The following is a 21,044-nucleotide window of genomic DNA, read 5'->3' as shown; positions in this document are numbered from 1 at the left end:
AGTTCGGTCATCCGAGTTGCCCGAACCGCGCAAAGGAGCGTCCGATGCCGAAGCTGCTCGTCCTCGGGGACGACCTGACCGGCAGCAACGCGACCGGAGCGCTGTACGCCCGCTTCGGGCTGCGCGCGGTTTCCGTCAACGCGCCGCTGGAACCGGACGCGCCCTGCTTCCGAGCGGAGAGCGGGATCGACGCCCTCGTGGTGAACCTGGGTACCCGGCACACCTCGCCACAACACGCCGTGCAGGCGGTGCGGACCGCGATCGAGCTGGCCGGGCCCGTCGAGCTGACGGTGAAGCGCGTGGACACGACGCTGCGCGGCAACGTCGGCGCGGAGACCGAGGCCGTCCTGGCCTCGGCGCCGGGCGCCCGCGCCCTCGTCGTGCCCGCGTTCCCGGACGCCGGCCGGGTCACCCTCGGCGGCCTGCACCTCGTCGACGGCGTGCCACTGGCCGAAAGCCCCGCGGCGCGCGATCCGCTGGCCCCGGTCAGGTCGTCGCGGGTCCGCACGCTCCTGCGGCCCACCCGGCGGGAGGTCGCCGAACTGCCGCTGGACGTCGTCGAGGAGGGCGTGGACGCGGTCGTGGCGGCGTTGCGCGGGCCGGCCGGGATCGTCGTCTGCGACGCCACGACGAACCGGCACCTCACCACCGTCGCCAGGGCCGCGGCCCGGCTGGCGGCCGAAGGCACGCGGTGGATCTCGGTGGACTCCGGGCCGTTCGGCGTCCGGCTGGCGGCCGCGCTCGGGCTCGCGCCCGGCCACGGCACCGTCCCGCCGGTGCTCGCGGTGGTCGGCAGCATCACCGGGCAGACGCACGACCAGCTGCTGGAAACCGAGCTGGTGCTGGACGCGCGCTACGTCGACGTCGACCCGGAGCGACCCGATCCGCCGTCGATCGCCGCGGCGGCGGGCGAACTGCTCGACGCCGGGCACCGCGTCGTGGGTATCCGGACCCGGGCGCCCGCCCCGGGCACTCCGGTGGATCCGGAGGTTGCCGCGAAGATCCCCCCGGCGCTGGGGGAAGCCGCGCGGCTGGTCCTCGGCACACGCCGGATCGGCGGGCTGTATGCCACCGGCGGCGACATCGCCGTCGAAGTCACGAAGGCACTCGGGGCCGAAGGCTTCGAGATCGACACGGAAGTACTGCCCCTGGCGGTCGCCGGGCGGCTCTCCGGCGGCCCGCACACCGGGCTGCCCTTCGCCACCAAAGGCGGGCTGATCGGCGGGCGCGACGCCGCCGTCGCCTGCCTGGAACACCTGAACCACGTGCTGGCCACCGGAAGGAAGAACCCGTGAGCGACCTCCCCATCCTCGCCGTCACCCTCGGCGACCCCGTGGGCATCGGCCCGGAGATCACCCTCAAGACACTCGCCGAGCCCGAGTCCCTGCAGCTGGCGCGCGGGGTCGCGGTCGGCGACGCGATCGTGCTGGAACGCCTGGTCCGCCACCTGGGCCTGAACCTGGAGATCAACCCGATCGCCACGGTCGCCGACGCGCGCTTCACCACCGGCGTGATCGACATCCTCAACCTCGGCGTCGTCCGGGAAGACCTGCCGTGGGGCGAGGTGAACGCGACCGCGGGCGCCGCCGCCGTGGGCGCGATCGAGGTGGCCACCCGGCTCGCGCTGGCCGGCGAGGTCGACGCGGTCGTCACCGCGCCGATCAACAAGGAGGCGATCTGGGCGGCCGGCTCGCAGCACCTCGGGCACACCGAGATGCTCGGTGAGCTGACCGGCTCGACCCGGTTCAACACCATGTTCTGGGTGTCGGGGCTGAAGATCTTCTTCGCCACCCGGCACCTTTCGCTGCGCGAGGCGATCGACCGGATCACCCGGGAGAACATCGAGCACGCGATCCGCGAGGCGTACACCGCACTCGAAGTGTTCGGCACCGAGAAACCGAGACTCGCCGTGGCCGCACTGAACCCACACGGCGGGGAGAACGGCAAGTTCGGCGACGAGGAGATCGTCGCGATCGCCCCGGCGGTCGCCGCCGCGCAGGCCGCCGGGCTCGACGTGGTCGGCCCGATCCCCGCGGACTCCGTGTTCCACCAAGGGATCCAGGGCCGGTTCGACGGCGTGCTCTCGCTCTACCACGACCAAGGGCACATCGCGTCGAAGACGTACGACTTCGACGGCACGGTGTCGGTGACGGTCGGGCTGCCGATCCTGCGCACGTCGGTCGACCACGGCACGGCGTTCGACATCGCCGGCACCGGCCGGGCGTCGCACGGCACGATGGTCGCGGCGTTCAAGGCGGCGGCGACCCTGGCGCCGTATGCGCGGAAACTGCCCGCCATCTACCCGCCGAGCCGATGACGGCGGCGGCGGCGACGGCGGGGGTGCCCCGCAAGCGCTGGGCGTACGTGATCCCGGTCGCGGTGGTCATGTACATGCTGGCCTACCTCGACCGCACGAACGTCGCGGTGATCCTGCCCTACATCGGCGACGACTTCCCGCTGTCGGCCAGCGCCAAGGGCCTGGCGAGCGGCATCTTCTTCGTCGGCTACCTCGTGCTGCAGATCCCGGCGGCGGTGCTGGCGGCGAAGTGGAGCGCCCGCAAGACGGTGCTGCTGCTGATGATCGCGTGGTCCTTCGCCGCGGTGCTGTGCGGCCTGGTGCAGAACGAGACCCAGCTGCACCTGGCCCGGCTGCTGCTCGGGCTGTTCGAGGGTGGCGTGTGGCCGGCGGTGCTGATCCTGCTGGCGTCGTGGTTCCCGCAGGCCGAACGCGCCCGGGCGAACGCGTTGTGGATAACGTGCCTGCCGATCTCGGCGATCGTCATGTCCCCGCTGTCCGGGCTGATGCTCGACCACATGTCCTGGCGCTGGGTGTTCGTGATCCAGGGCCTGCCGCCGCTGCTCTGGGCCGTCGTCTGGTGGTTCGCGGTGGCGGACCGGCCGGCGAAGGCCCGCTGGATCTCCGCCGAGGAGCGCGAGTACCTCGAAACCACCCTGAAGGCGGAGGAAGACGCCAAGCCGGCGTTCGCGAAGCAGGGCTACCGGCAGGCGCTGACGAACCGGCAGGTGCTGCTGCTGATCGGCATCTACTTCTTCTGGATCACCGGGTTCTACGGCTTTTCACTCTGGCTGCCGTCGGTGGTGAAGACGATGACCGGGGGGTCGGCCACCGCGGTCGGGTTCCTGTCGGCCGTGCCGTACGTCCTCGCGCTGGCCGGGATGGTCGCGTGCGCGCACTGGTCGGACAAGACCGGCAACCGGCGGCTCGCGGTCACGGTACCGCTGGTCGTCGCCATCGCCGGGCTGCTGCTCGGCAACCTCGTGCACTGGCCGGCGGCGGTGCAGCTGGTGCTGCTCTGCGTCGTCGCGACCGGCGTCTACATGCCGTACGGGCCGTTCTGGGCCATCCCCAGCCGGATCCTCGGCATCGAGGTCGTCGCCGTGGCGATGGGCCTGATCAACGCACTGGGCAACCTCGGCGGGTTCGCCGGGCCCTACCTGGTCGGCTGGCTCACCGACGTCACCGGCAGCGCGACCACCGGGTTCGTCGTCCTGGCCGCGTTCCTCGCCGTGGCCGCCGGGCTGGCGTTCTTCGGGCTGAAACCGTCTCTCGTGGAAGACTCGGCGCATGTCCCAGCCGCGACCCGGAACCCGTGACCGGCGCGCGATGCTCCTGGAAGCCGTCCGCGACGGCTCCGGCGGCATCGCGGAACTGGCCGAGGAATTCGGCGTCTCCGAGTCGACGATCCGCCGCGACCTCGCTTCCCTCGCCGGGGCCGGGCACGTGGTCCGCACCTACGGCGGCGCGCTCGACACCGAACGCAGTCCGCTCGAGAAGGACCGCGAGCACGCGGCGGCGAAGGACGCCATCGCCCGGGAAGCCGCCGCACTGGTGCGCGACGGCGAGGTCGTGCTGCTCGACGCCGGCACGACCACGGGCAGGCTCGCCCGCCACCTCGCCCACCGCGACGGGCTGACCGTGGTCACGAACGGCGTCAACGCCATCCGCGAGCTCGCCGGCTTCGCCGGGATCGACCTGATCGTCCTCGGCGGCCGGGTGCGGCACCCCAACGAAGCGATCCTCGGCGAGAGCGTGCTGGCCCAGCTGCGGCACATCTCACCCGATCGGGTGTTCCTGGGCGCGGACGGCCTAGTCGCCGAACGAGGCCTGTGCTGTCCCTCACTCGAGCAGTCGGTCGTCAAGCACGCGATGCTGCACGCGGGCGGCGAGGCGTACGTGCTGGCCGACCACTCCAAGCTGGGCCAGGCGCCGTTCTCGTACTGGGCGCCACTCGACCGCGACTACCGCCTGATCACCGACGAGCCGAAGGTCGACGTCACGTATCCGCAGTTCGCCCAGAGCGTGATCCTGGCCGGGACGCCGGAAACTGTCGGTGGTGCCGCGCATGATGGACGACGTGGCAGCTGACGTGCTCGACCTCTTCTCCCCCGCGACCCGGGACTGGTTCGCGGGGGCCTTCGCCGCGCCCACCGCGGCGCAGGAGGGAGCCTGGCGGGCGGCGCACGCGGGCGAGCACGCCCTCGTCGTCGCGCCGACCGGGTCCGGCAAGACGCTGTCCGCATTCCTCTGGGCGCTGGACCGGCTTTCGGTGGAGCCACCGCCGGCCGAGGCCACGAAACGCTGCCGGATCCTCTACGTCTCCCCGCTGAAGGCGCTCGCCGTCGACGTCCAGCGGAACCTGCGCGCACCACTGGCCGGCATCTCGCAGGCCTCGCGGCGGCTCGGGCTGCCGGTGCCCGGGATCGAGGTCGGCATGCGCACCGGCGACACCACCGCGGCCGAGCGCCGCTCGTTCGGCAAGACCCCGCCGGACGTGCTGGTGACCACGCCGGAGTCGCTGTTCCTGATCCTCACGTCGTCGGCGCGGGAGTCGCTGCGCGGCGTCGAGACCGTGATCGTCGACGAGGTGCACGCGGTCGCCGGCGGCAAGCGCGGCGCGCACCTCGCGCTGTCGCTGGAGCGGCTGGACTCGCTGCTGCCGAAGCCCGCGCAGCGGATCGGCCTGTCGGCGACGGTCCGCCCGGTCGACGAGGTGAGCGCGTTCCTGGCCGGCGGCCGTCCGGTGCGGGTGGTCCAGCCGAAGCTGGCGAAGACCATCGAGGTGCGGGTCGAGGTGCCGGTGGAGGACATGAGCAACCTCGACGCTCCGCGCAGCGGGCCGGCACCGAGCCCGCTCGACGAACTGGAGTCGCTGACCGAGGCGTTCCCGCCCGGTGACATCGCGCCGGGTGGCCTGGGCACGCTGGAGGAGATCGCCGGCAACCCGGTGCAGCGGCCGTCGATCTGGCCGGCGGTCGAGGAGCGGGTGCTGAGCCTGATCCGCGAGCACCGCTCGACCATCGTGTTCGCCAACTCGCGCCGGCTCACCGAGCGGATGACCGCCAGGCTGAACGAGCTGGCCGCCGAGCAGACCGAGCTCACGCCCGCCGACACGTTCCCGGCCGAGGCCGTCGGGCAGTCCGGGGTGAGCACCGGCGCGCCGCCGGTGATCGCCCGGGCGCACCACGGGTCGATGTCACGGGAGCAGCGCACGCACGTCGAGGAGGACCTCAAGTCCGGGCAGCTGCCGTGCGTGGTGGCGACGTCGTCGCTGGAGCTGGGCATCGACATGGGCGCGGTCGACCTGGTGGTGCAGATCGAGGCGCCGCCGACGGTGGCGTCCGGGCTGCAGCGCGTCGGCCGGGCCGGGCACCAGGTCGGCGCGGTGTCGTCCGGCGTGATGTTCCCCAAGTTCCGCGGTGACCTCGTCTCCTGCGCGGTGGTCGCCGAACGGATGGCGAGCGGCGCGATCGAAGCGGTCCGCTACCCGCGCAACCCCCTGGACGTCCTGGCGCAGCACGTGGTCGCGATGGTGGCGCTGGAGCCGTGGACGGTGCCGGACCTCGCGACGCTGGTGCGGCGGGCGGCGCCGTTCGCGTCCCTGCCGGACGACGCGCTGCACGCGGTGCTCGACATGCTCGCGGGCCGGTACCCGAGCGAGGAGTTCGGCGAGCTGCGGGCCCGGATCACCTGGGACCGCATCAGCGGTGAGCTGCGCGGGCGGCCCGGCTCGCAGCGGCTGGCCGTCACGTCCGGCGGCACCATCCCCGACCGCGGCCTGTTCACCGTGATGACGCCGGGCGGGGACGACAAGCCCGGTTCCCGCGTCGGCGAGTTCGACGAGGAGATGGTCTACGAGTCGCGCGTCGGCGACACCATCCTGCTCGGCACTTCGTCGTGGCGGATCACCGACATCACGCACGACCGGGTCATCGTGGTGCCCGCGCCCGGCGAACCGGCGCGGATGCCGTTCTGGAAGGGCGACGCGCCGGGCCGTCCGCTGGAACTCGGCCGGGCGCTGGGGAAGTTCGTCCGTGAACTGTCCACATCGGACGACGAGAAGGCGCGGGCACGAGCCTCGGCGGCGGGGCTGGACGAGCGGGCGTGCGACAACCTGCTGGCCTACCTGAACGAACAGAAGTCCGCCACCCGGCACGTGCCGAACGACCGGACGATCCTGCTGGAGCGCTACCGCGACGAGCTGGGCGACTGGCGGATCATCGTGCACTCGCCGTTCGGCGCGCAGGTGAACGCGCCGTGGGCGCTGGCCATCGCCGCGCGGCTGCGCGAAAACCGCGGGGTCGACGCGCAGGTCGCGCACTCCGACGACGGCATCGTGCTGCGCCTGCCGGACGCGCTCGACGCCGAGGGCGCCGACGTCACGATCGGCGCGGACGACATCCTGCTCGATCCCGAGGAGGTCGAGCAGCTGATCGTCGCGGAGGTCGGCGGCTCGGCCGTGTTCGCGGCACGGTTCCGGGAATGCGCGGCACGGTCGCTGCTGTTGCCGCGGCGGGACCCGCGGCGCCGCACCCCCCTGTGGCAGCAACGACAGCGCGCGTCGCAGCTGCTGTCGGTCGCGTCGAAGTACGAGCGGTTCCCCGTCGTGCTGGAGGCGATGCGGGAGGTCCTGCAGGACGTCTACGACGTGTCCGGGCTGCGCGAACTGATGGCCGACGTCCGGGCCCGCAAGGTCCGGCTGGTGGAGGTCGAGACCCCGGCGGCGTCGCCGTTCGCGCGCAGCCTGCTCTTCGGCTACGTCGGGATGTTCCTGTACGAGACCGACGCGCCACTGGCCGAGCGGCGGGCGGCGGCGCTGTCGCTGGACTCGGCACTGCTGGCCGAGCTCCTGGGCACCGAGGCGATCCGCGAACTGCTCGACCCGGAAGCCGTGCGCGAGGTCGAACGCTCGCTGCAGCGGCTCGAACCCGACCGGCACGCGCGCTCGGCCGAGGACGCCGCCGACCTGTTGCGGTTCCTCGGCGACCTGACGGTCGCGGAGGCGGCCGAGCGCGGGATCCGGGCGGAGTGGCTCACCGAACTGGAGGCGGCGCGGCGGGCGATCCGGGTGCGGATCGGCGGCACGGAACGGTTCCTGGCGATCGAGGACGCCGGCCGGGTCCGGGACGCGCTGGGCACCGCGCTGCCGGTGGGCGTGCCCGAAGCGTTCACCGAACCGGTCGCGGACCCGCTCGGCGACCTGCTGTCGCGCTACGCCCGCAGCCGCGGGCCGTTCGCCGCGGCGACCGCGGCGGCCCGGTTCGGGCTGGGCACGGCGGTCGTCACCGGCGTCCTCGACCGGATGACCGGGGAAGGCCGCCTGGTGCGCGGCGAGCTGAGCCCCGTCGGGCATCCGGACACCCACGGCGTAGGCGTCGAGTACTGCGATTCCGCGGTGCTGCGGCGGCTGCGGCGGGCGTCGCTGGCGAAGCTGCGGGCCGAGGTGGAGCCGGTCGAACCGGCGGCGCTGGGCCGGTTCCTGCCGTCGTGGCACGGGTTCGGCGGCCGCGTCCGGGCGGCACCGACGGCGGACGACGTCCTGTCGGTGGTCGAGCAGCTCGCCGGGGCACCGTTGCCGGCGAGCGCGGTGGAGTCGCTGATCCTGCCCGGCAGGCTGCCGGGCTACTCCCCCGCGTTGCTGGACGAGCTGACGACCGCGGGCGAGGTCACGTGGGCGGGCTGCGGCGCACTGTCCGGCGGGGACGGCTGGATCGCCCTCGCTCCCACGGACGTCGCCGACCTGCTGCTGCCCGAGGTCGTCGAAGACATCCCGACCGGTCCGCTGCACGACGCGATCGTGTCCACTTTGGAGGGTGGCGCGCTGTTCTTCCGCCAGCTGGTGGACCGTGCGACCGTGCTGGTGGACAAGGCACCGAACGACGCCGAAGTCGTCTCCGCGCTGTGGGACCTGGTGTGGGCCGGGCTGGTCACGGGCGACACGCTGGGACCGTTGCGGGCCCAGGTGGCCGGGCACGGTGCGCACAAACCGCGGCGCCAAGCACCCCGCGGCCGGTACGCGCGGTTGCGGGCCGGGCGGCCGCAGATGCCGTCGCGGTCGGGGCCACCGACGGTCGCCGGCCGCTGGGCGCTGACGCCGGCCCGCGAAACCGACGCGACCCGGCGCGCCCACGCGCGGACGGAAGCGTTCCTGGAACGCCACGGCGTCCTGACCCGCGGCGCGCTCGACACTGAGCGCGTCACCGGCGGGTTCTCGGGGATCTACAAGGTGCTCCGCGGCATGGAGGACACCGGCCAGGTGATCCGCGGCTACGTCGTCGAAGGACTGGGCGCGGCCCAGTTCGCGGCGAAGGGCGCGGTGGACCGGCTGCGCGCGCTGTCGGGCCCGGGCCGCCCGGCGCCCGGTCGCGCGGTGGTGCTGGCGGCGGCGGACCCGGCCCAGCCGTACGGCGCGGCGCTCCCCTGGCCGGCCGCGACGGGCGACACGAAGCACCGTCCGGCCCGCAAGGCCGGTGCCCTGGCGGTGCTGGTGGACGGAGTTCCGGCGCTGTACGTCGAGCGAGGAGGCCGGTCCCTGCTGAGCTTCACCGAGGATCGGCAGCACCTGTCGGACGCGGCGCAGGCGCTGTCGGCGGCGGTCCGGGAGGGCTGGCTGGGTCAGCTGGCGGTCCAGCGCGCGGACGGGGAGCAGGCCCTGACGTCAGAGCTGGCCGAGGTCCTTCGGGAGGCGGGTTTCCGGGCCACACCCTCAGGACTGCGCCTCCGGGCCTAAGCTGCCAGTCCGACACCGCACGAAGGATGTTCTGCTCATGGCCATGCGCGAACTGCGCTATTTCGGGGACCCGATCCTCAAGTCCGTCTGCGACCCGGTCACCGTGTTCGACGAGAAGCTCGAGACGCTCGTGCGGGACCTGGTCGACTCGGTGAAGCCGGCGGGGCGCGCCGGGCTGGCCGCGCCGCAGATCGGGGTCGGGCTGCGCATCTTCAGCTACGACGTCGCCGGGCTCACCGGGTACGTGGTCAACCCGGAGATCGTCGAGCTGTCCGAGGAGACGCACGAGATCGACGAGGGCTGCCTGTCGGTGCCGGAGCTGTGGTTTCCCACGAAGCGGGCGAAGCACGCGAAGGTCCGAGGCGTCGACATCCGCAACGAGCCGATCGAGGTCGAAGGCGAGGACGTGCTGGCCCAGTGCCTCCAGCACGAAACCGACCACCTCGACGGCGTGCTGTACCTGGACCGCCTCACCCCCGAGCGCAAGAAGACGGCCCTGCGCGCAGCGCGCGACAAGGACTGGTTCTGGAAGCGCTGACCAGCCGAGGCGGGCAGTAAGGGCTGAGCCCGGCTCGGGCGAAGTACCCGCGGCAGTCGTTGCCGCGGGCGGCCGACGGCAAGCCGCCGGCATCGCGGGCGCAGGCAGCATCAGCCGCCCCGAGCATCACCCGGCGATCGGGCTCGGGCGGGCAGCAACCGGCCGCCGACAGCGCAACCACCTCAGGCGTCACTGCACCCAGCCACCGACAGCGCAACTACTTCGGGCCGTCACCGCACCCGGCCACCGACAACGCGACCACCTCGGCCGTCACCGCACCCGGCCACCGACAACGCGATCACCTCGGCCGTCACCGCACCCGGCCACCGTCCCGGGCCGTCGTCGCTCAGGCCGGCAGGAACATCCGCAGCTGAGTGCCGTCCTCGGTGGGGCGTTCCGTGCGCAGACCCGCTCGGGCTGCTGTGCGGGCCAGCACCTCGTCGCCGGGAAGGCAATCCGCTCGCAGCTCCGTGATGCCCCCGGCCTCCGCGAGCACCGCCACCCTGGCCAGCAGGGCCGTGCCGATGCCCTGGCGCTGCCAGTCGTCCTCCACCAGCAGGGAGATCTCGGCACCGCCCGCCGCGGACGGGATCAGCTGGGCCAGGCCGATCACCTCGCGGCCGAAGACCGCGAGCACGCTCGTGCCGCGGGGTGGCACCAGCAGCCGGTGCAGCCAGCGGCGCGGAACCGTCCGGACTCCCGTGTGGTAGCGCCGGAAGAGCGTCGTGGTCGAGCAGCGGCGGTGCAGTCCGGACACCGCTTCGGCGTCGGCGGGGATGCCCTTGCGCAGGACGATCGCCGCGCCGTCCGGGCGGTTCAGCACCACCGGGCCCGCGACGTTCCGGGCGGCCGCGGCCAGCAGCGTCACCAGCGCTTCGGCGCGGGTGAGTTCCAGCTGCACGAACGGTGCCCACTGGCGCCGCGCCACCAGCGCCTCCCCGCCGTCCAGCCCGAACACCGCCCGGTGGCCGCTCTCGGTGCGGGCGGGGTTCGCCTCGGCCGCCGGGACACGCGTGACCACGTCCGCGGCCAGCACGTCCTTCAGCACCTCGGCGAGACGCGCCGGGTCGTCGATCGCCCGGCGCGCGGCGAGCATCGTCGAGGACGACGGGTCGACCAGCTCGTGGACGTCGGCGTCGATGATCGCCGTGCACTCGCAGCCCTCGGCGCGGATCGCGTCGGCCAGGTGCCGCCGGGGCAGGCCGGTCGCCGGGCGCAGGACGATTTCGTCGAGCACACCGCCGGGCACGGGCAGCACGCTCAGGCCGAGGATGTTGCACTCGAGGTCGGCGAGCCGGATCGCGATGCGGGCCAGGGTGCCGGGGTGGTCGTGCATCCGGATCCGCACCCGCCACGCCGACGGCGCGTCCGTCACCTCGACGGCGCCCGCCGGGCCGAGCTGGGGCAACGCTCTGGAGGTCTCCATGCCCCCACGGTCCCCCGCGCTTGTTGCCGTCCCAGTACGCGGGTGTTTCGCGCAGATCAGCGTTCCCGCGGCTCGGCAACCCGGCCGAAACGCGCGTGCCGACCGAGCTCGGCGCCCCACCTGCAGGTCAGCGCGGGGTCAGCACGCAGAACTCGTTGCCCTCCGGGTCCATCAGCACCCGCCACGGCAGGTCCGGCCCGCCGAGGTCCGCGGGCGCCGCACCCGCCGCCACGACCTCCGACACCGCCTCCACGTGATCGGCACCCGACGGCGGCGCGACATCGAGGTGCACCCGGTTCTTGACCCGCTTGACGTCGTCGTTGCGGAGGAACTCCAGCCACGGCCCGCGGCCCGACGGCGCGCGCAGCCCCACCAGGACGTCGCCCTCGCGGGCGCCGACCGGACGGCCCGTGATCCGCGCCCAGAACTCCGCCATGCGCTCCGGGTCGTGGGCGTCGACGACGATCGAGGCCACCGCGCCCGTGCGCGCGTACCGGTCGCGGGGCTCGAGGACGCAGAACTCGTTGCCCTCCGGGTCCGCCAGCACGACCCATGGCACCTCGCCCTGCCCGAGGTCGACCCGGTGGCCACCGAGCTCCAAGGCGCGCGCCACCAGTTCCTCCTGGTGCGCGAGCGTCGTGCTCGCCAGGTCCAGGTGGATCCGGTTCTTCACCTCCTTGGGCTCGGGCACCGGCACGAAAACGAGATCCAGGTCCCAGCCGTCGGTCTCCGGGGCGCGCACGTCGACCTCGTCCGGCTCTTCGACCGCGACGCGCCAGCCGAGCAGCGCGGCCCAGAAGTCCGCCAGGACCCTCGGCCGCGCCGCGTCGATCACCAGGTTCACCAGGCGCGTGTTCATGCGCCGCAGGCTAGCCGCCACCCCCGACAGTTCCGGTTCGGCTTCCCCACCGGCCGGAGTTCATCGGGTCGCGAGCCGCAGCAGCGCCCAGAGCTGGGCCGCCTGGTCGTGCACGCCCCGCACGGTCACCGAGGTCAGGGACGCCCGGCCCCACAACCACAGGTAGATCCGCCCGGGTTCGGCGGCCGTGACGACGTCGTCCGCGGCCTCGGCCTCCTCGGCCGAACAGCGCCAGGCCTCCGTCGCCTCGGGCCCGGCCCGCGCGATCCAGCTGTGCGCGCCGACGCGCACGCCGACCGAGCCCGCCTTCGTGCCGGTCAGCCCCAGCATCGGCAGCTTCTGCCCGAACCAGAGGGTCAGCGCCTCGTCGATGCCGTCGATCGCCAGGTCCTCGGCGATGCCTCGCTGCTCCGCGCCCGCGGCCTGCTCGACGTCGACGCGGTGGACCAGGGTCTCGTGCAGCATCCGCCGCCGCCAGAACCCGTACGTCGGGTCCGCCGGCCACCACGTGTCGGCGCGTTCCTCCGGGTCGTGCGCGGCCAGCTCGTCGAGCAGCTCGGCCAGGCCGGTCTCCAGGTAAGCCGCCAGGCTCTGGCCCGGCCCGGGGTCGCGCTGCCAGTCTTCGGGGTTGCGGCCGTCGGCCAGCCGGCGCCGGACCATCCGGTAGAGGCTCCCGACGTGCCGGGCCACCTCGCCGAGCGACCAGCCCGGGCAGGCGGGCACCGGCGCCTCGGCGGGCGCCGCGTGGACGGCCTCGGCCAGTACCCGGCCTTCGATCCCCAACGCCGTGAGCAGCCGCCCTTGGTCGACCGGGCCGTGCTCACGCGACATGGGCTTCCCCGGTGATCGGGAGGCCGTGCACCAGGCGGCGGACCAGCTCGAGGAACGGCGTGGCGGCGCGCACCAGCTCGGTGGCCGACTCCGCGGTGACCTTGCCGGTGATCCCGGCCTGCGCAGCGGCCCGCGCGGCCGAGTTGCTCGCGAAGAAGGCAGACCACTCCCGCAGTTCGGGGGCGACGGAGTCGAGCAGCACCCACGTGCTGGCCGGACGCGCGCGGCCCCGGTGCGGCCGCCCCCGGGCGGCGAGCACGGCGGCGGCGCCGCGCAGTGCCGCGAGGTAGGCGCCGATGAACCGCTCGGCGGGAGCGGTTTCCCGCTCGGCCTCGGCGAGCCCGCGCCGGGCTTGGGCGAGCAGCCCGGCGGCGACGGGAGGGGCGGGCGGACGCAGGGACATGGGCAGCTCGGACTGCCGGTGGTCAGCGGCGGCCGGCTCGGCCGCCACGGCGGCGGCGGGCGGCCGCAGCGACATCGGCAGCTCGGACTGACCGCGTTCGGCGGCAGGCGGCTCGGACACCACAACGGCGGCGGGCAGGCGCAGAGATTCGGGGCGCGGGGTCGGCTCGGAGTCCACCGCGTCCGCGGTGGGCGGCTCAGGCTGCCCCGACTCTGCCGCCGGCACTGACGAGTGCTCGAGCTCCGCACCGGCGGTCGGCCGACGCAGCGAGGCGGACGGCTCGGGCTGACCGCCATCAGCATGGGCGGCAGGCAGCCGCAGCGGGGCCGGCGGCTCAGACCGACCGCGATCCGCATCGGCGGCCTTCGGGTGCGAAGAAGTGGGCAGCTCGGCCTGACCGCTGTCCGCACCGGCGGCGGGCCGGCGCACTGAGGTGGGCAGCTCGGGCCGACCGCCATCCACCTCGGCGACCTGCGGGCGCAGCGACATCGGCAGCTCGGGCTGGCCCGGGTCGGCCACCGCCGATGGGCGCGGCCGGGCCTCGGCGTCGGGCGTCGGGCGGGTTCGCCGGGGGCGGCCGTGGTGCGTGCCCGCCGCTGCCGGGGTGACCGGCGGGCGCAGCGACATGGGCAGCTGCGGCTGCCCGGAATCCGTGGGGGACACGACCTTGACGGACATGACGACCCTCCTCCTGCGCGGGGTGAGCCCGATCGAGCACCCGGCGCCGAGACGCTTCCCCCGCCCCGCCGCCGGGCACCTGACCGGTGCGCGCTCACCGATATCGAACGTCTGTTCGAACAATTTCCAGAGTAACCCCGACCCGGTGTCCGCTCAACCCCACAGGTGGAATCCCCGGACGTGGTGCGGGACACCAGGTCGGTGGCGTGATCTCATAGGTTCATGAGTTCGCTGGACCACCCCGCCGTCGCCAAGGTGGCGGCCGCGCTGGCCGAAGCCGGGCAGCACGCCGCCGCCGAGGGCATCCGCGTGCTGCCCGCCGAGGTCCGGACCGCCGCGCAGGCGGCCGAAGCGCTCGGCGTGCCCGTGGGGGCCATCGCCAACAGCCTCATCTTCCGCCTGGGGTCCGACAAAAAAGCGCTCCTCGCGCTCACCTCGGGCGCCCACCGCGCCGATCCGGCCACCCTCGCGCGGCTGGCCGGCGCCGAAATCGGGAAGGCCGACGCCGACTTCGTGCGGGCGCACACCGGGCAGCCGATCGGCGGCGTCGCCCCGGTCGGGCACCCCGAGCCGCTGCCGACGCTCGTCGACACCGCGCTGCGCGCCCACGACGTCGTGTGGGCCGCGGCCGGGCACCCGAAGACGGTGTTCCCCACCACCTTCGCCGGGCTGGTGGCGTTGACCGGGGGCACCCCCGGCGCGCTGGCCGGCGCGGAGGAGAATGACCAGCCGTGACCGCGATGCCCGCCGGCTGCTCCCGCTACGTCCAGCTCTCCTCGGACGAGTTCCGCGCCCGCCTGCCCGAGGCGCTGGACATCTACGTCCGGGCGATGCGGTACCCGGCCGGCACCGCCGAGCAGCGCGCGCCGATGTGGCTCACCCACGCGCTGCGTGAGGGCTGGCGCTGCATGGCCGCGCTCGACGCCGACGACGTCCTGCTCGGGCTCGCCTACGGCTACCGCGGCCGGGCCGGGCAGTGGTGGCACGAGCAGGTGCGCCACGGCCTGAGCCGCCGGTTCGGGCCGGAAGAAGCCGAGCGCTGGCTGGCGGACTACTTCGAGCTGACCGAGATCCACGTCCGGCCGGAGAACCAGGGCCACCAGATCGGCGAGGACCTGCTGCGCGCCCTGCTGGAGGGCGTGCCGAGCGCGAACGTCCTGCTGTCGACGCCCGAGGGCACCAGCCGGGCGTGGAAGCTTTACCGCCGGACCGGGTTCGTCGACGTCCTGCGCGACTACCACTTCGCCGGCGACCCGCGGCCGTTCGCGATCCTCGGGCGGGCGCTGCCCCTCGACCCGCGCTGAGCCGAGGGGCAGCGCCGGTCAGCGCGGTTCGGGGCGCCAGTACCCGACCGCCAGCGCCGCGACCAGGACGGCGGCGCCGCACCAGGCCGTGCCGCTGAGCCGTTCCCCGAAGAACGCGGCGGACAGGACCGCGGCCGTCAGCGGCTCGAGCACCGCCGACAGCGCACCCAGGACGGGGTGCGCCGTCGCCAGGCCGCGCAGGTAGGCGGCGTAGGCGAGCGCGGTCGGCACCGCGCCGAGGTAGCAGGCCGCCGCGAGGACGTCCGCGTGCAGCGGCAGCGCCATGCCGGTCCAGCTCGCCACGGGGGTGAGCAGGAGGCCGCCGGCCAGGCAGCCGAACGCCGTCGTGGACAGTGGCTCGAGTCCGTCGACCGGCTTCGCGGTGAGCAGCGTCAGGGCCGCGAAGCCCGCTGCGGCGAGAAGCGCGAAGCCGAGGCCGCCGACGAGGTGCGCGGGTTCGTCCGGCGACCAGCGCAGCAGCACCAGGCCGGCGAGGGTGCCGGCGAGGGAGACCACCGTCCAGCGGTGGAGCTTGCGCACCGCGGCGAGGGTGACGACGACGGGTGCCGCGCCGATGGTGGTCATCGTGGCGATGCTGACCGAGCTGAGCGCGACGGCGGCGAAGTAGCTCGCCTGGAAGAGGGCGAACAGCGCACCGACGGCGAGGAGCCGCTTCGCTGCTTCGGCCGTGCGCGGGAGGGTACCGCCTTTCAGGAGGACGAACAGGGTCGCGACGCCGCCGCCGACGAGCAGCCGGTACGCGGCGACGGCGAGCGGGTGCAGGCCGGCGAGCTTGCCGAGCAGCGAGCCGGCGAGGCCACCGGTGCCCCAGAGAACACCGGCGAGGACGAGCGCGGCCGAAGAACGGGCGCGCGTGGACAGGGTTGTCAAAGGAACGCTCCTGCGTCGAAGGAATCGGGAATCGACGACGCGGGGCGGTGGGTGCTTCGGGCACCGTTCAGCAGCCGCGGGCGCTCAGGCCACGCGGCGAGGGACCACCCCGCTCAGGCGCGGGGCGGTGGGGTGACGAACAGAATTCGGCGCACGGGGCCGAACCTAGCGGTCACGCCTCCGGGGCGCGACGGGTTTTCCACAGGGTGGCGGCATTGTGGACAGTCAGGCTCGGGAGCGGCTTTCCAGCAGGTTTCGTCGGGTGTGGCCGATAAACTGGACGTGGGACGCCCCCCTTGGGAGGGCGGGGGCCCGGCCGGCTCGAGGTGGCACGCTGGGCCACTGCGGCGGCAACCGCCCGGATGTCTTGAATGACTCATTCCTGTCGTCCGACGAGGTGAATGGGTCATTCATGACACGGCAGCGGCCCCCCACCGGTCACGCGCGCTCCGACATTGCCGGGCCCTGCCAGAGGAAGACGGGGGCCCGCCGCGGGCCCCCGCACACCTCAGTCCAGCTGGGCCAACTGCTCCCGCAGCGTGTCCAGCCCCATCCCGCCCAGCCGCAACGCCTCGGTGTGGAACCGCTTGATGTCGAACGCTCCCCCGGCCCGCTCCTGCGCCTCCGCGCGGGCCGCCAGCCACAGGCGCTCGCCGATCTTGTACGCCGGCGCCTGGCCCGGCCAGCCGAGGTACCGGTCGATCTCGTCGCGCACGTGCGCCTGGTCCGTGATCGTCCGCGTCAGCATGAACTCCAGGCCCAGCTCCGGTGTCCAGCGCGAGCCCTCGTGGAAGCCCGTTCCCGCCGGGATCTCCAGCTCCAGGTGCATGCCCAGGTCGACCACCACCCGGGCCGCCCGGAAGAGCTGCTCCGACAGCATCCCCAGCAGGTCGCCGTCGTCGGCCAGATAACCCAGCTCCTCCATCAGGCGCTCCGCGTACAGCGCCCAGCCCTCCGCGTGGCCCGAGGTGAACGCCATCAGGCGCTGGTACTTGTTCAGCCCCTCGGACTGGTCCACCGCCGTCGCGATCTGGAGGTGGTGGCCCGGTGCTCCCTCGTGGTATACCGTGCTCGTCTCGCGCCACGTGACGAACTCGTCGCGGCCGGGCGGCAGGGACCACCACATCCGGCCCGGGCGGCCGAAGTCCTCGCTCGGGCCCGTGTAGTACGCGCCGACGCCGCCACCCGGCGGGGCGATCTTGCACTCCAGCGCCATCACGCGGTCGGAAATGTCGAAGTGCTTGCCGCGCAACGACTTCAGCGCCTCGTCGGACAGGTGCTGCATCCACGCCTCGAACTCCGCGCGGCCACGGACGCGGTAGCGGGGGTCCGCGTCGAGCACCGCGGCGACCTCCGCCAGGGACGCGCCCGGCTTGACGCGGTTCGCGACCGCGCGCATCTCGGACTCGATCCGCGCGAACTCCGCCCAGCCCCACTCGTAGGCCTCCCGCAGGTCCAACGCCGCGCCGACGAAGAACCGCGACCACAGGCGGTAGACGTCCTCGCCGACGGCGTCCTTCACCGGGGCCTCGGGCGCCAGCTCGGCCCGCAGGAACCCGGCGAACTCCGCGAACGCCTCCTCGGCGGCCCGCGCGCCGTGCGCGAGGTCCCTCTTCAGCGCCTCACCCTGCGAAGACGCGCCGCCGACGAGCTGGGTGAAGTAACCCGTCTCTTCCTGCAGCCCGGCCCACGTCTCACACTGCTCCGCCACCTTCGCGATCTGCCGCAGCGCCGAGACGTGCCCCGCGTCGGCCGCCGTCAGCAGGCCGCTGCGAACGTTCGCCAGCGCCTGCGGGACCTCGCCGAGCCGGGCCGACACGACCGCCCAGTCCTGCTCGGTGTCCAGCGGCATCAGGTCGAACGCCATCCGCAGCTCCTGCACCGGGCTGGAGATGACGTTGAGGCTCGCCACGTCGAGGCCGGCCTCGTGGATCTCCAGCTCCAGCCCGACGCGCTCGGTGAACACGGCCTTGGCGGCGCGCTCGGCGGCGTCCCGCGGCTCGGCGGCGGTGACGGCGGCGTGCGCCCGCGCGGCCAGTCCGGCGCGCTCGGCGAACCCGTCCGCCGAGTAGTCGGTCAGCCGGTGGTCGTGCCCGGCGATGCCGTGGGCGGTCGCCGCGACCGGGTCCGCGGCCGCGTAGTCGTCGACGTAGCGGTCACAGATCCCGTGCACGCCATCGGAAGCAGTAGAAGCCATGCGCCGCACGCTACCGGGCCACCGGCGCCCGGTGGTACGTACTTAAGCACGGGCCGGGACGAGCCCCAGCCTCGCGATCACCTCGCGCGTCGCCTTCGACCGGTTGAACGTGTAGAAGTGCAGGTTCGGCACGCCCTCGGCGATCAGCCTCTCGCACAGCTCGGTGATGACGTCGATGCCCGCCGCGCGGAACGCCTTGGGGTCGTCGGCCAGCGGCTCGAGCCGGTCCAGCAGCTTCCGCGGCGCCGGCGCGCCGGAGAGCTTGATCGTCGTCTGCAGGGTCCGCAGCGTCGTCAGCGGCATGACCCCGGGCAGCACCGGGACGTCGCAGCCGGTCGCGGCCACCCGGTCGCGCAGCCGGAGGAAGTCCTCGGCGTCGTGGAACAGCTGCGCGATCGCGAAGTCCGCACCCGCGCGCAGCTTGCGGACCAGGTACTTCGTGTCGGTCTCCAGGTCGGGCGAGCGCGGGTGGCCGTAGGTCGACGCCGAAACGCCGACGCAGAAGTCGCCCAGCTCGCGGACCAGCCGCACCAGCTCTTCGGCGTAGGTCAGGCCCTCCGGGTGCGGGATCCAGTCGCCGTAGACGTCGCCCGGCGGGTCGCCGCGCAGCGCGAGGATGTTGCGGACGCCGACCGAGGCGTACCAGCCGATCACGTTCCGCAGCTCGGCGACGGTGTGGTTGACCGCGGTCAGGTGCGCCATCGGCACCAGGGTCGTCTCGGTGGCGACGCGCGCGATGCTGCGGATCGTGCCGTCGCGGCTGGAGCCGCCGGCGCCGTAGGTGATCGACATGTAGGCCGGGTCGTACGGCTCGAGCTCCCGGATCGCCTTCCACAGGACGGCCTCGTCCGCCGCGTCCCGGGGTGGGAAGAACTCGATGGAGAACTTCGGCCCGTCTCCGCGCAACCGCTCGATCACCGACGTCATACCGCCAATGTTAAGGGCCGGTGCCCGGCATCCGGGAGCCCCCGTCCGCGGGGCGAGACAATCGTTCGAGTCACGTTCTAGCGGGGCGCGCGGACTAAACTGGTGCCGGGAGTGAGCGATGAGGGACGACGACACGAGCTGGGACGAGGACGTGCGCCTCGCCGTCTACCACGCCTTCGCCGACCGCGGCCGGGCGCCGTCCGCACCGGAGCTGGCCGACGCGGCGGGCGGGTCCCTGGCCGTCGCCAAGCAGGCGCTGCACCGCCTCGCCGAAGCCCACCACCTGGTGCTCGACGAGTGCGAGCACGTCGTGCTGGCCCACCCGTTCGCGGCGAAGTCGCTCGGCTTCTCGGTGATGGGCTCGCACACGCTGTGGTGGGGCGGCTGCGCGTGGGACTCCTTCGCCATCCCCCACCTGGTGGCCGACGAGCCGGAGGTGCTCGTCGCGACCCGCTGCCCCGGCTGCGGCCAGCCGCACGCCCTGGTCGTGAACCGCGCCGCGCCGCCCGAGGGCGCCCAGGTGGCGCACTTCCTCGTGCCCGCCGCGCGGATGTGGGACGACGTGCTGCACACCTGCGGGCACCAGCGGCTGTTCTGCTGCGAGTCCTGTGTGGACGCCTGGCTGGCGGCGACCGGGCACGCCAAGGGGTACGTCATGGACCTCGTCACGCTCTGGCGGCTCGCCCGCGGCTGGTACGAGGGCCGGCTCGAGCGCGGCTACCGGCGGCGGGAACCGGACAGCGCCGTCGCCTACTTCGCCGAAGCGGGCCTGACCGGGCCGTTCTGGGCGGCGCCGGCCAGAGTCTGATTCGCCACATCCGGGTGCCCCGGCGGTCCGCGCCCCCGCCGGTTCGGCGAGGATGGCGGCATGGACGCGCCCGTTTCCGACGCCGATCTGCCCGCCCACGTCGAGCGCGCGCTCGCCGGGTTCCTCGGCCGGGCGAGCGCCGGAATCGTGGAGACCGAGCCGACCGTGGCGGCCGGGATCGACGCGCTGAGCGGGTTCGTGCTGACCGGCGGCAAACGCTTGCGCCCGACATTCGCCTGGTGGGGCTGGCGCGGCGCGGGCGGCGACCCGGCGGGCCCGGACGCCGAAGGCGTGCTGCAGGCGGTGTCCAGCCTCGAGCTGATCCAGGCGTGCGCGCTGATCCACGACGACCTCATCGACTCCTCCGACTCCCGCCGCGGCTTCCCGACCGTGCACATCGCGGGCGCGAAGCTGCACGCCGACCAGGGCTGGCTCGGCTCCCCCGCGACGTTCGGCCTGGCCACCGCGGTGCTCGTCGGCGACCTGGCGCTGGCCTGGGCGGACGACATGTTCGCCGACGCGCCGCTGCCCGCGGAGACGCTCGCCGCCGCGCGCCCGGCGTGGCGCGCCATGCGCACCGAGGTGCTCGCCGGGCAGTACCTCGACGTCCGCACGCAGGCCACCGGCGACGCCTCCGTCGAGGCCGCGCTGAAGATCGACCGGCTCAAGACCGCCGCCTACACCGTGCAGCGGCCGCTGCACCTGGGCGCCGCGCTCGGCGGGGCCTCCCCCGAACTGATCGCCACGCTGCTGGAGTTCGGCGGCGCGGTCGGCGTCGCGTTCCAGTTGCGCGACGACCTGCTGGGCGTGTTCGGCGACCCGTCGGTCACCGGCAAGCCCGCCGGCGACGACCTGCGCGAGGGCAAGCGCACGCTGCTCGCGGCCCTCGGCCTGCAGCTCGCGGCCGAGAAGGGCGAGGCGGCCGCGGCCACCGTGATCGCGGACGCGATCGGCGACGCGGACCTGTCCGACGAGGGCGTCGAGACCGTCCGGATGGCGTTGCAGCAGGTCGGCGCGGTCGACGCGGTCGAGCGGCGGATCGACGAGCTGACCACCGCGGCGATGGCCGCCCTCGAGCGCGCCCACCTGGCCGAGCCCGCGCCCGCGGCGCTGACCGGGCTGGTCGTCAAGGCCACGCAGCGGACGTACTGAC

General features: G+C 73.7%; 17 protein-coding genes. 10 read left to right on the top strand and 7 right to left on the bottom strand.

What is annotated here, in order from left to right:
* The first annotated feature begins 44 nt into the window (after nucleotides 1-44).
* The 6 genes from QRX60_RS25415 to def are packed head-to-tail and all read left to right on the top strand — an operon-like array spanning nucleotide 45 to nucleotide 9,567.
* The gene (locus QRX60_RS25415) at nucleotides 45-1,295 is read left to right on the top strand and encodes a four-carbon acid sugar kinase family protein (protein WP_286003280.1); all 1,251 of its coding nucleotides are present in this window, start codon (nucleotides 45-47) and stop codon (nucleotides 1,293-1,295) included.
* A complete protein-coding gene (gene pdxA, locus QRX60_RS25410; RefSeq protein ID WP_286003279.1) occupies nucleotides 1,292-2,317 on the top strand; it encodes a 4-hydroxythreonine-4-phosphate dehydrogenase PdxA in 1,026 nt (341 codons plus the stop codon). Before QRX60_RS25415 ends, pdxA begins: the two co-directional genes overlap by 4 nt.
* Complete coding sequence (locus QRX60_RS25405; protein ID WP_286003278.1) at nucleotides 2,314-3,615, top strand: MFS transporter; 1,302 nt, start codon at nucleotides 2,314-2,316, stop codon at nucleotides 3,613-3,615. Before pdxA ends, QRX60_RS25405 begins: the two co-directional genes overlap by 4 nt.
* Nucleotides 3,587-4,387, top strand: coding sequence for a DeoR/GlpR family DNA-binding transcription regulator (locus QRX60_RS25400; protein ID WP_286003277.1), 801 nt, complete (start codon nucleotides 3,587-3,589; stop codon nucleotides 4,385-4,387). Before QRX60_RS25405 ends, QRX60_RS25400 begins: the two co-directional genes overlap by 29 nt.
* Nucleotides 4,365-9,029: a DEAD/DEAH box helicase gene (locus tag QRX60_RS25395; protein WP_286003276.1), complete on the top strand. Its 4,665-nt coding sequence runs from the start codon at nucleotides 4,365-4,367 to the stop codon at nucleotides 9,027-9,029. Before QRX60_RS25400 ends, QRX60_RS25395 begins: the two co-directional genes overlap by 23 nt.
* Before the next feature lie 37 nt (nucleotides 9,030-9,066).
* Nucleotides 9,067-9,567, top strand: coding sequence for a peptide deformylase (def, locus tag QRX60_RS25390; RefSeq protein WP_286003275.1), 501 nt, complete (start codon nucleotides 9,067-9,069; stop codon nucleotides 9,565-9,567).
* A 346-nt stretch (nucleotides 9,568-9,913) separates the two neighbouring features.
* Here the strand turns inward: def and QRX60_RS25385 are convergent, their stop codons facing one another.
* The 4 genes from QRX60_RS25385 to QRX60_RS51450 all read right to left on the bottom strand — a co-directional run bounded on the left by QRX60_RS25385 (nucleotide 9,914) and on the right by QRX60_RS51450 (nucleotide 13,161).
* The gene (locus QRX60_RS25385; protein ID WP_408630247.1) at nucleotides 9,914-10,993 is read right to left on the bottom strand and encodes a GNAT family N-acetyltransferase; all 1,080 of its coding nucleotides are present in this window, start codon (nucleotides 10,991-10,993) and stop codon (nucleotides 9,914-9,916) included.
* A gap of 127 nt (nucleotides 10,994-11,120) precedes the next feature.
* Nucleotides 11,121-11,852: a VOC family protein gene (locus tag QRX60_RS25380; protein WP_286003274.1), complete on the bottom strand. Its 732-nt coding sequence runs from the start codon at nucleotides 11,850-11,852 to the stop codon at nucleotides 11,121-11,123.
* 60 nt (nucleotides 11,853-11,912) lie between these two features.
* Nucleotides 11,913-12,683 carry a maleylpyruvate isomerase N-terminal domain-containing protein gene (locus tag QRX60_RS25375; RefSeq protein WP_286003273.1) on the bottom strand — a complete coding sequence of 257 codons (771 nt, stop codon included), beginning with the start codon at nucleotides 12,681-12,683 and terminating at the stop codon, nucleotides 11,913-11,915.
* Complete coding sequence (locus QRX60_RS51450; RefSeq protein WP_408630277.1) at nucleotides 12,673-13,161, bottom strand: SAV_6107 family HEPN domain-containing protein; 489 nt, start codon at nucleotides 13,159-13,161, stop codon at nucleotides 12,673-12,675. The genes QRX60_RS25375 and QRX60_RS51450 overlap by 11 nt, the downstream gene beginning before the upstream one ends.
* An 825-nt stretch (nucleotides 13,162-13,986) precedes the next feature.
* Here QRX60_RS51450 and QRX60_RS25365 point away from each other — a divergent pair.
* Together QRX60_RS25365 and QRX60_RS25360 are read left to right on the top strand one after the other, a co-directional pair.
* Nucleotides 13,987-14,499, top strand: a complete 513-nt coding sequence (locus QRX60_RS25365; protein WP_286003271.1) for a YbaK/EbsC family protein — start codon at nucleotides 13,987-13,989, stop codon at nucleotides 14,497-14,499.
* On the top strand, nucleotides 14,496-15,068 hold the full coding sequence (locus QRX60_RS25360) for a GNAT family N-acetyltransferase (RefSeq protein ID WP_286003270.1): 573 nt from the start codon (nucleotides 14,496-14,498) through the stop codon (nucleotides 15,066-15,068). The genes QRX60_RS25365 and QRX60_RS25360 overlap by 4 nt, the downstream gene beginning before the upstream one ends.
* 18 nt (nucleotides 15,069-15,086) lie before the next feature.
* Here QRX60_RS25360 and QRX60_RS25355 read toward each other — a convergent pair whose 3' ends face one another.
* The 3 genes from QRX60_RS25355 to QRX60_RS25345 form a co-directional block, all read right to left on the bottom strand.
* Complete coding sequence (locus QRX60_RS25355) at nucleotides 15,087-15,959, bottom strand: DMT family transporter (protein WP_286003269.1); 873 nt, start codon at nucleotides 15,957-15,959, stop codon at nucleotides 15,087-15,089.
* Nucleotides 15,960-16,467: 508 nt separating this feature from the next.
* A complete protein-coding gene (locus QRX60_RS25350; protein WP_286003268.1) occupies nucleotides 16,468-18,156 on the bottom strand; it encodes a DUF885 domain-containing protein in 1,689 nt (562 codons plus the stop codon).
* A 42-nt stretch (nucleotides 18,157-18,198) separates the two neighbouring features.
* A complete protein-coding gene (locus tag QRX60_RS25345; protein WP_286003267.1) occupies nucleotides 18,199-19,083 on the bottom strand; it encodes a methylenetetrahydrofolate reductase in 885 nt (294 codons plus the stop codon).
* 118 nt (nucleotides 19,084-19,201) lie between these two features.
* Here QRX60_RS25345 and merB point away from each other — a divergent pair, with 118 nt between their 5' ends.
* Nucleotides 19,202-19,891 (top strand): organomercurial lyase, encoded by a 690-nt coding sequence (gene merB, locus QRX60_RS25340; RefSeq protein ID WP_286003266.1) that lies wholly within the window; start codon nucleotides 19,202-19,204, stop codon nucleotides 19,889-19,891.
* Nucleotides 19,892-19,951: 60 nt separating this feature from the next.
* Complete coding sequence (locus tag QRX60_RS25335; protein ID WP_286003265.1) at nucleotides 19,952-21,043, top strand: polyprenyl synthetase family protein; 1,092 nt, start codon at nucleotides 19,952-19,954, stop codon at nucleotides 21,041-21,043.
* Nucleotide 21,044 lies beyond the last annotated feature (1 nt).

It is taken from the genome of Amycolatopsis mongoliensis, from assembly GCF_030285665.1.
GTDB lineage: Bacteria > Actinomycetota > Actinomycetes > Mycobacteriales > Pseudonocardiaceae > Amycolatopsis > Amycolatopsis mongoliensis.
Note: the sequence above shows the minus strand (reverse complement) of the source record. Positions and strands in the feature narration are given on the sequence as shown.

Excerpts from the sequence above, each read along its gene's own strand:
- QRX60_RS25345 (WP_286003267.1), bottom strand. The coding sequence starts at position 19,083 with ATGACGTCGGTGATCGAGCGGTTGCGCGGAGACGGGCCGAAGTTCTCC.
- merB (WP_286003266.1), top strand. The coding sequence starts at position 19,202 with ATGAGGGACGACGACACGAGCTGGGACGAGGACGTGCGCCTCGCCGTC.
- QRX60_RS25350 (WP_286003268.1), bottom strand. The coding sequence starts at position 18,156 with ATGGCTTCTACTGCTTCCGATGGCGTGCACGGGATCTGTGACCGCTAC.
- QRX60_RS25405 (WP_286003278.1), top strand. The coding sequence starts at position 2,314 with ATGACGGCGGCGGCGGCGACGGCGGGGGTGCCCCGCAAGCGCTGGGCG.
- QRX60_RS25335 (WP_286003265.1), top strand. The coding sequence starts at position 19,952 with ATGGACGCGCCCGTTTCCGACGCCGATCTGCCCGCCCACGTCGAGCGC.
- QRX60_RS25415 (WP_286003280.1), top strand. The coding sequence starts at position 45 with ATGCCGAAGCTGCTCGTCCTCGGGGACGACCTGACCGGCAGCAACGCG.
- QRX60_RS25400 (WP_286003277.1), top strand. The coding sequence starts at position 3,587 with ATGTCCCAGCCGCGACCCGGAACCCGTGACCGGCGCGCGATGCTCCTG.
- QRX60_RS25385 (WP_408630247.1), bottom strand. The coding sequence starts at position 10,993 with ATGGAGACCTCCAGAGCGTTGCCCCAGCTCGGCCCGGCGGGCGCCGTC.
- QRX60_RS25375 (WP_286003273.1), bottom strand. The coding sequence starts at position 12,683 with ATGTCGCGTGAGCACGGCCCGGTCGACCAAGGGCGGCTGCTCACGGCG.
- QRX60_RS25365 (WP_286003271.1), top strand. The coding sequence starts at position 13,987 with ATGAGTTCGCTGGACCACCCCGCCGTCGCCAAGGTGGCGGCCGCGCTG.
- QRX60_RS51450 (WP_408630277.1), bottom strand. The coding sequence starts at position 13,161 with ATGTCGCTGCGGCCGCCCGCCGCCGCCGTGGCGGCCGAGCCGGCCGCC.
- QRX60_RS25380 (WP_286003274.1), bottom strand. The coding sequence starts at position 11,852 with ATGAACACGCGCCTGGTGAACCTGGTGATCGACGCGGCGCGGCCGAGG.
- QRX60_RS25395 (WP_286003276.1), top strand. The coding sequence starts at position 4,365 with ATGATGGACGACGTGGCAGCTGACGTGCTCGACCTCTTCTCCCCCGCG.
- def (WP_286003275.1), top strand. The coding sequence starts at position 9,067 with ATGGCCATGCGCGAACTGCGCTATTTCGGGGACCCGATCCTCAAGTCC.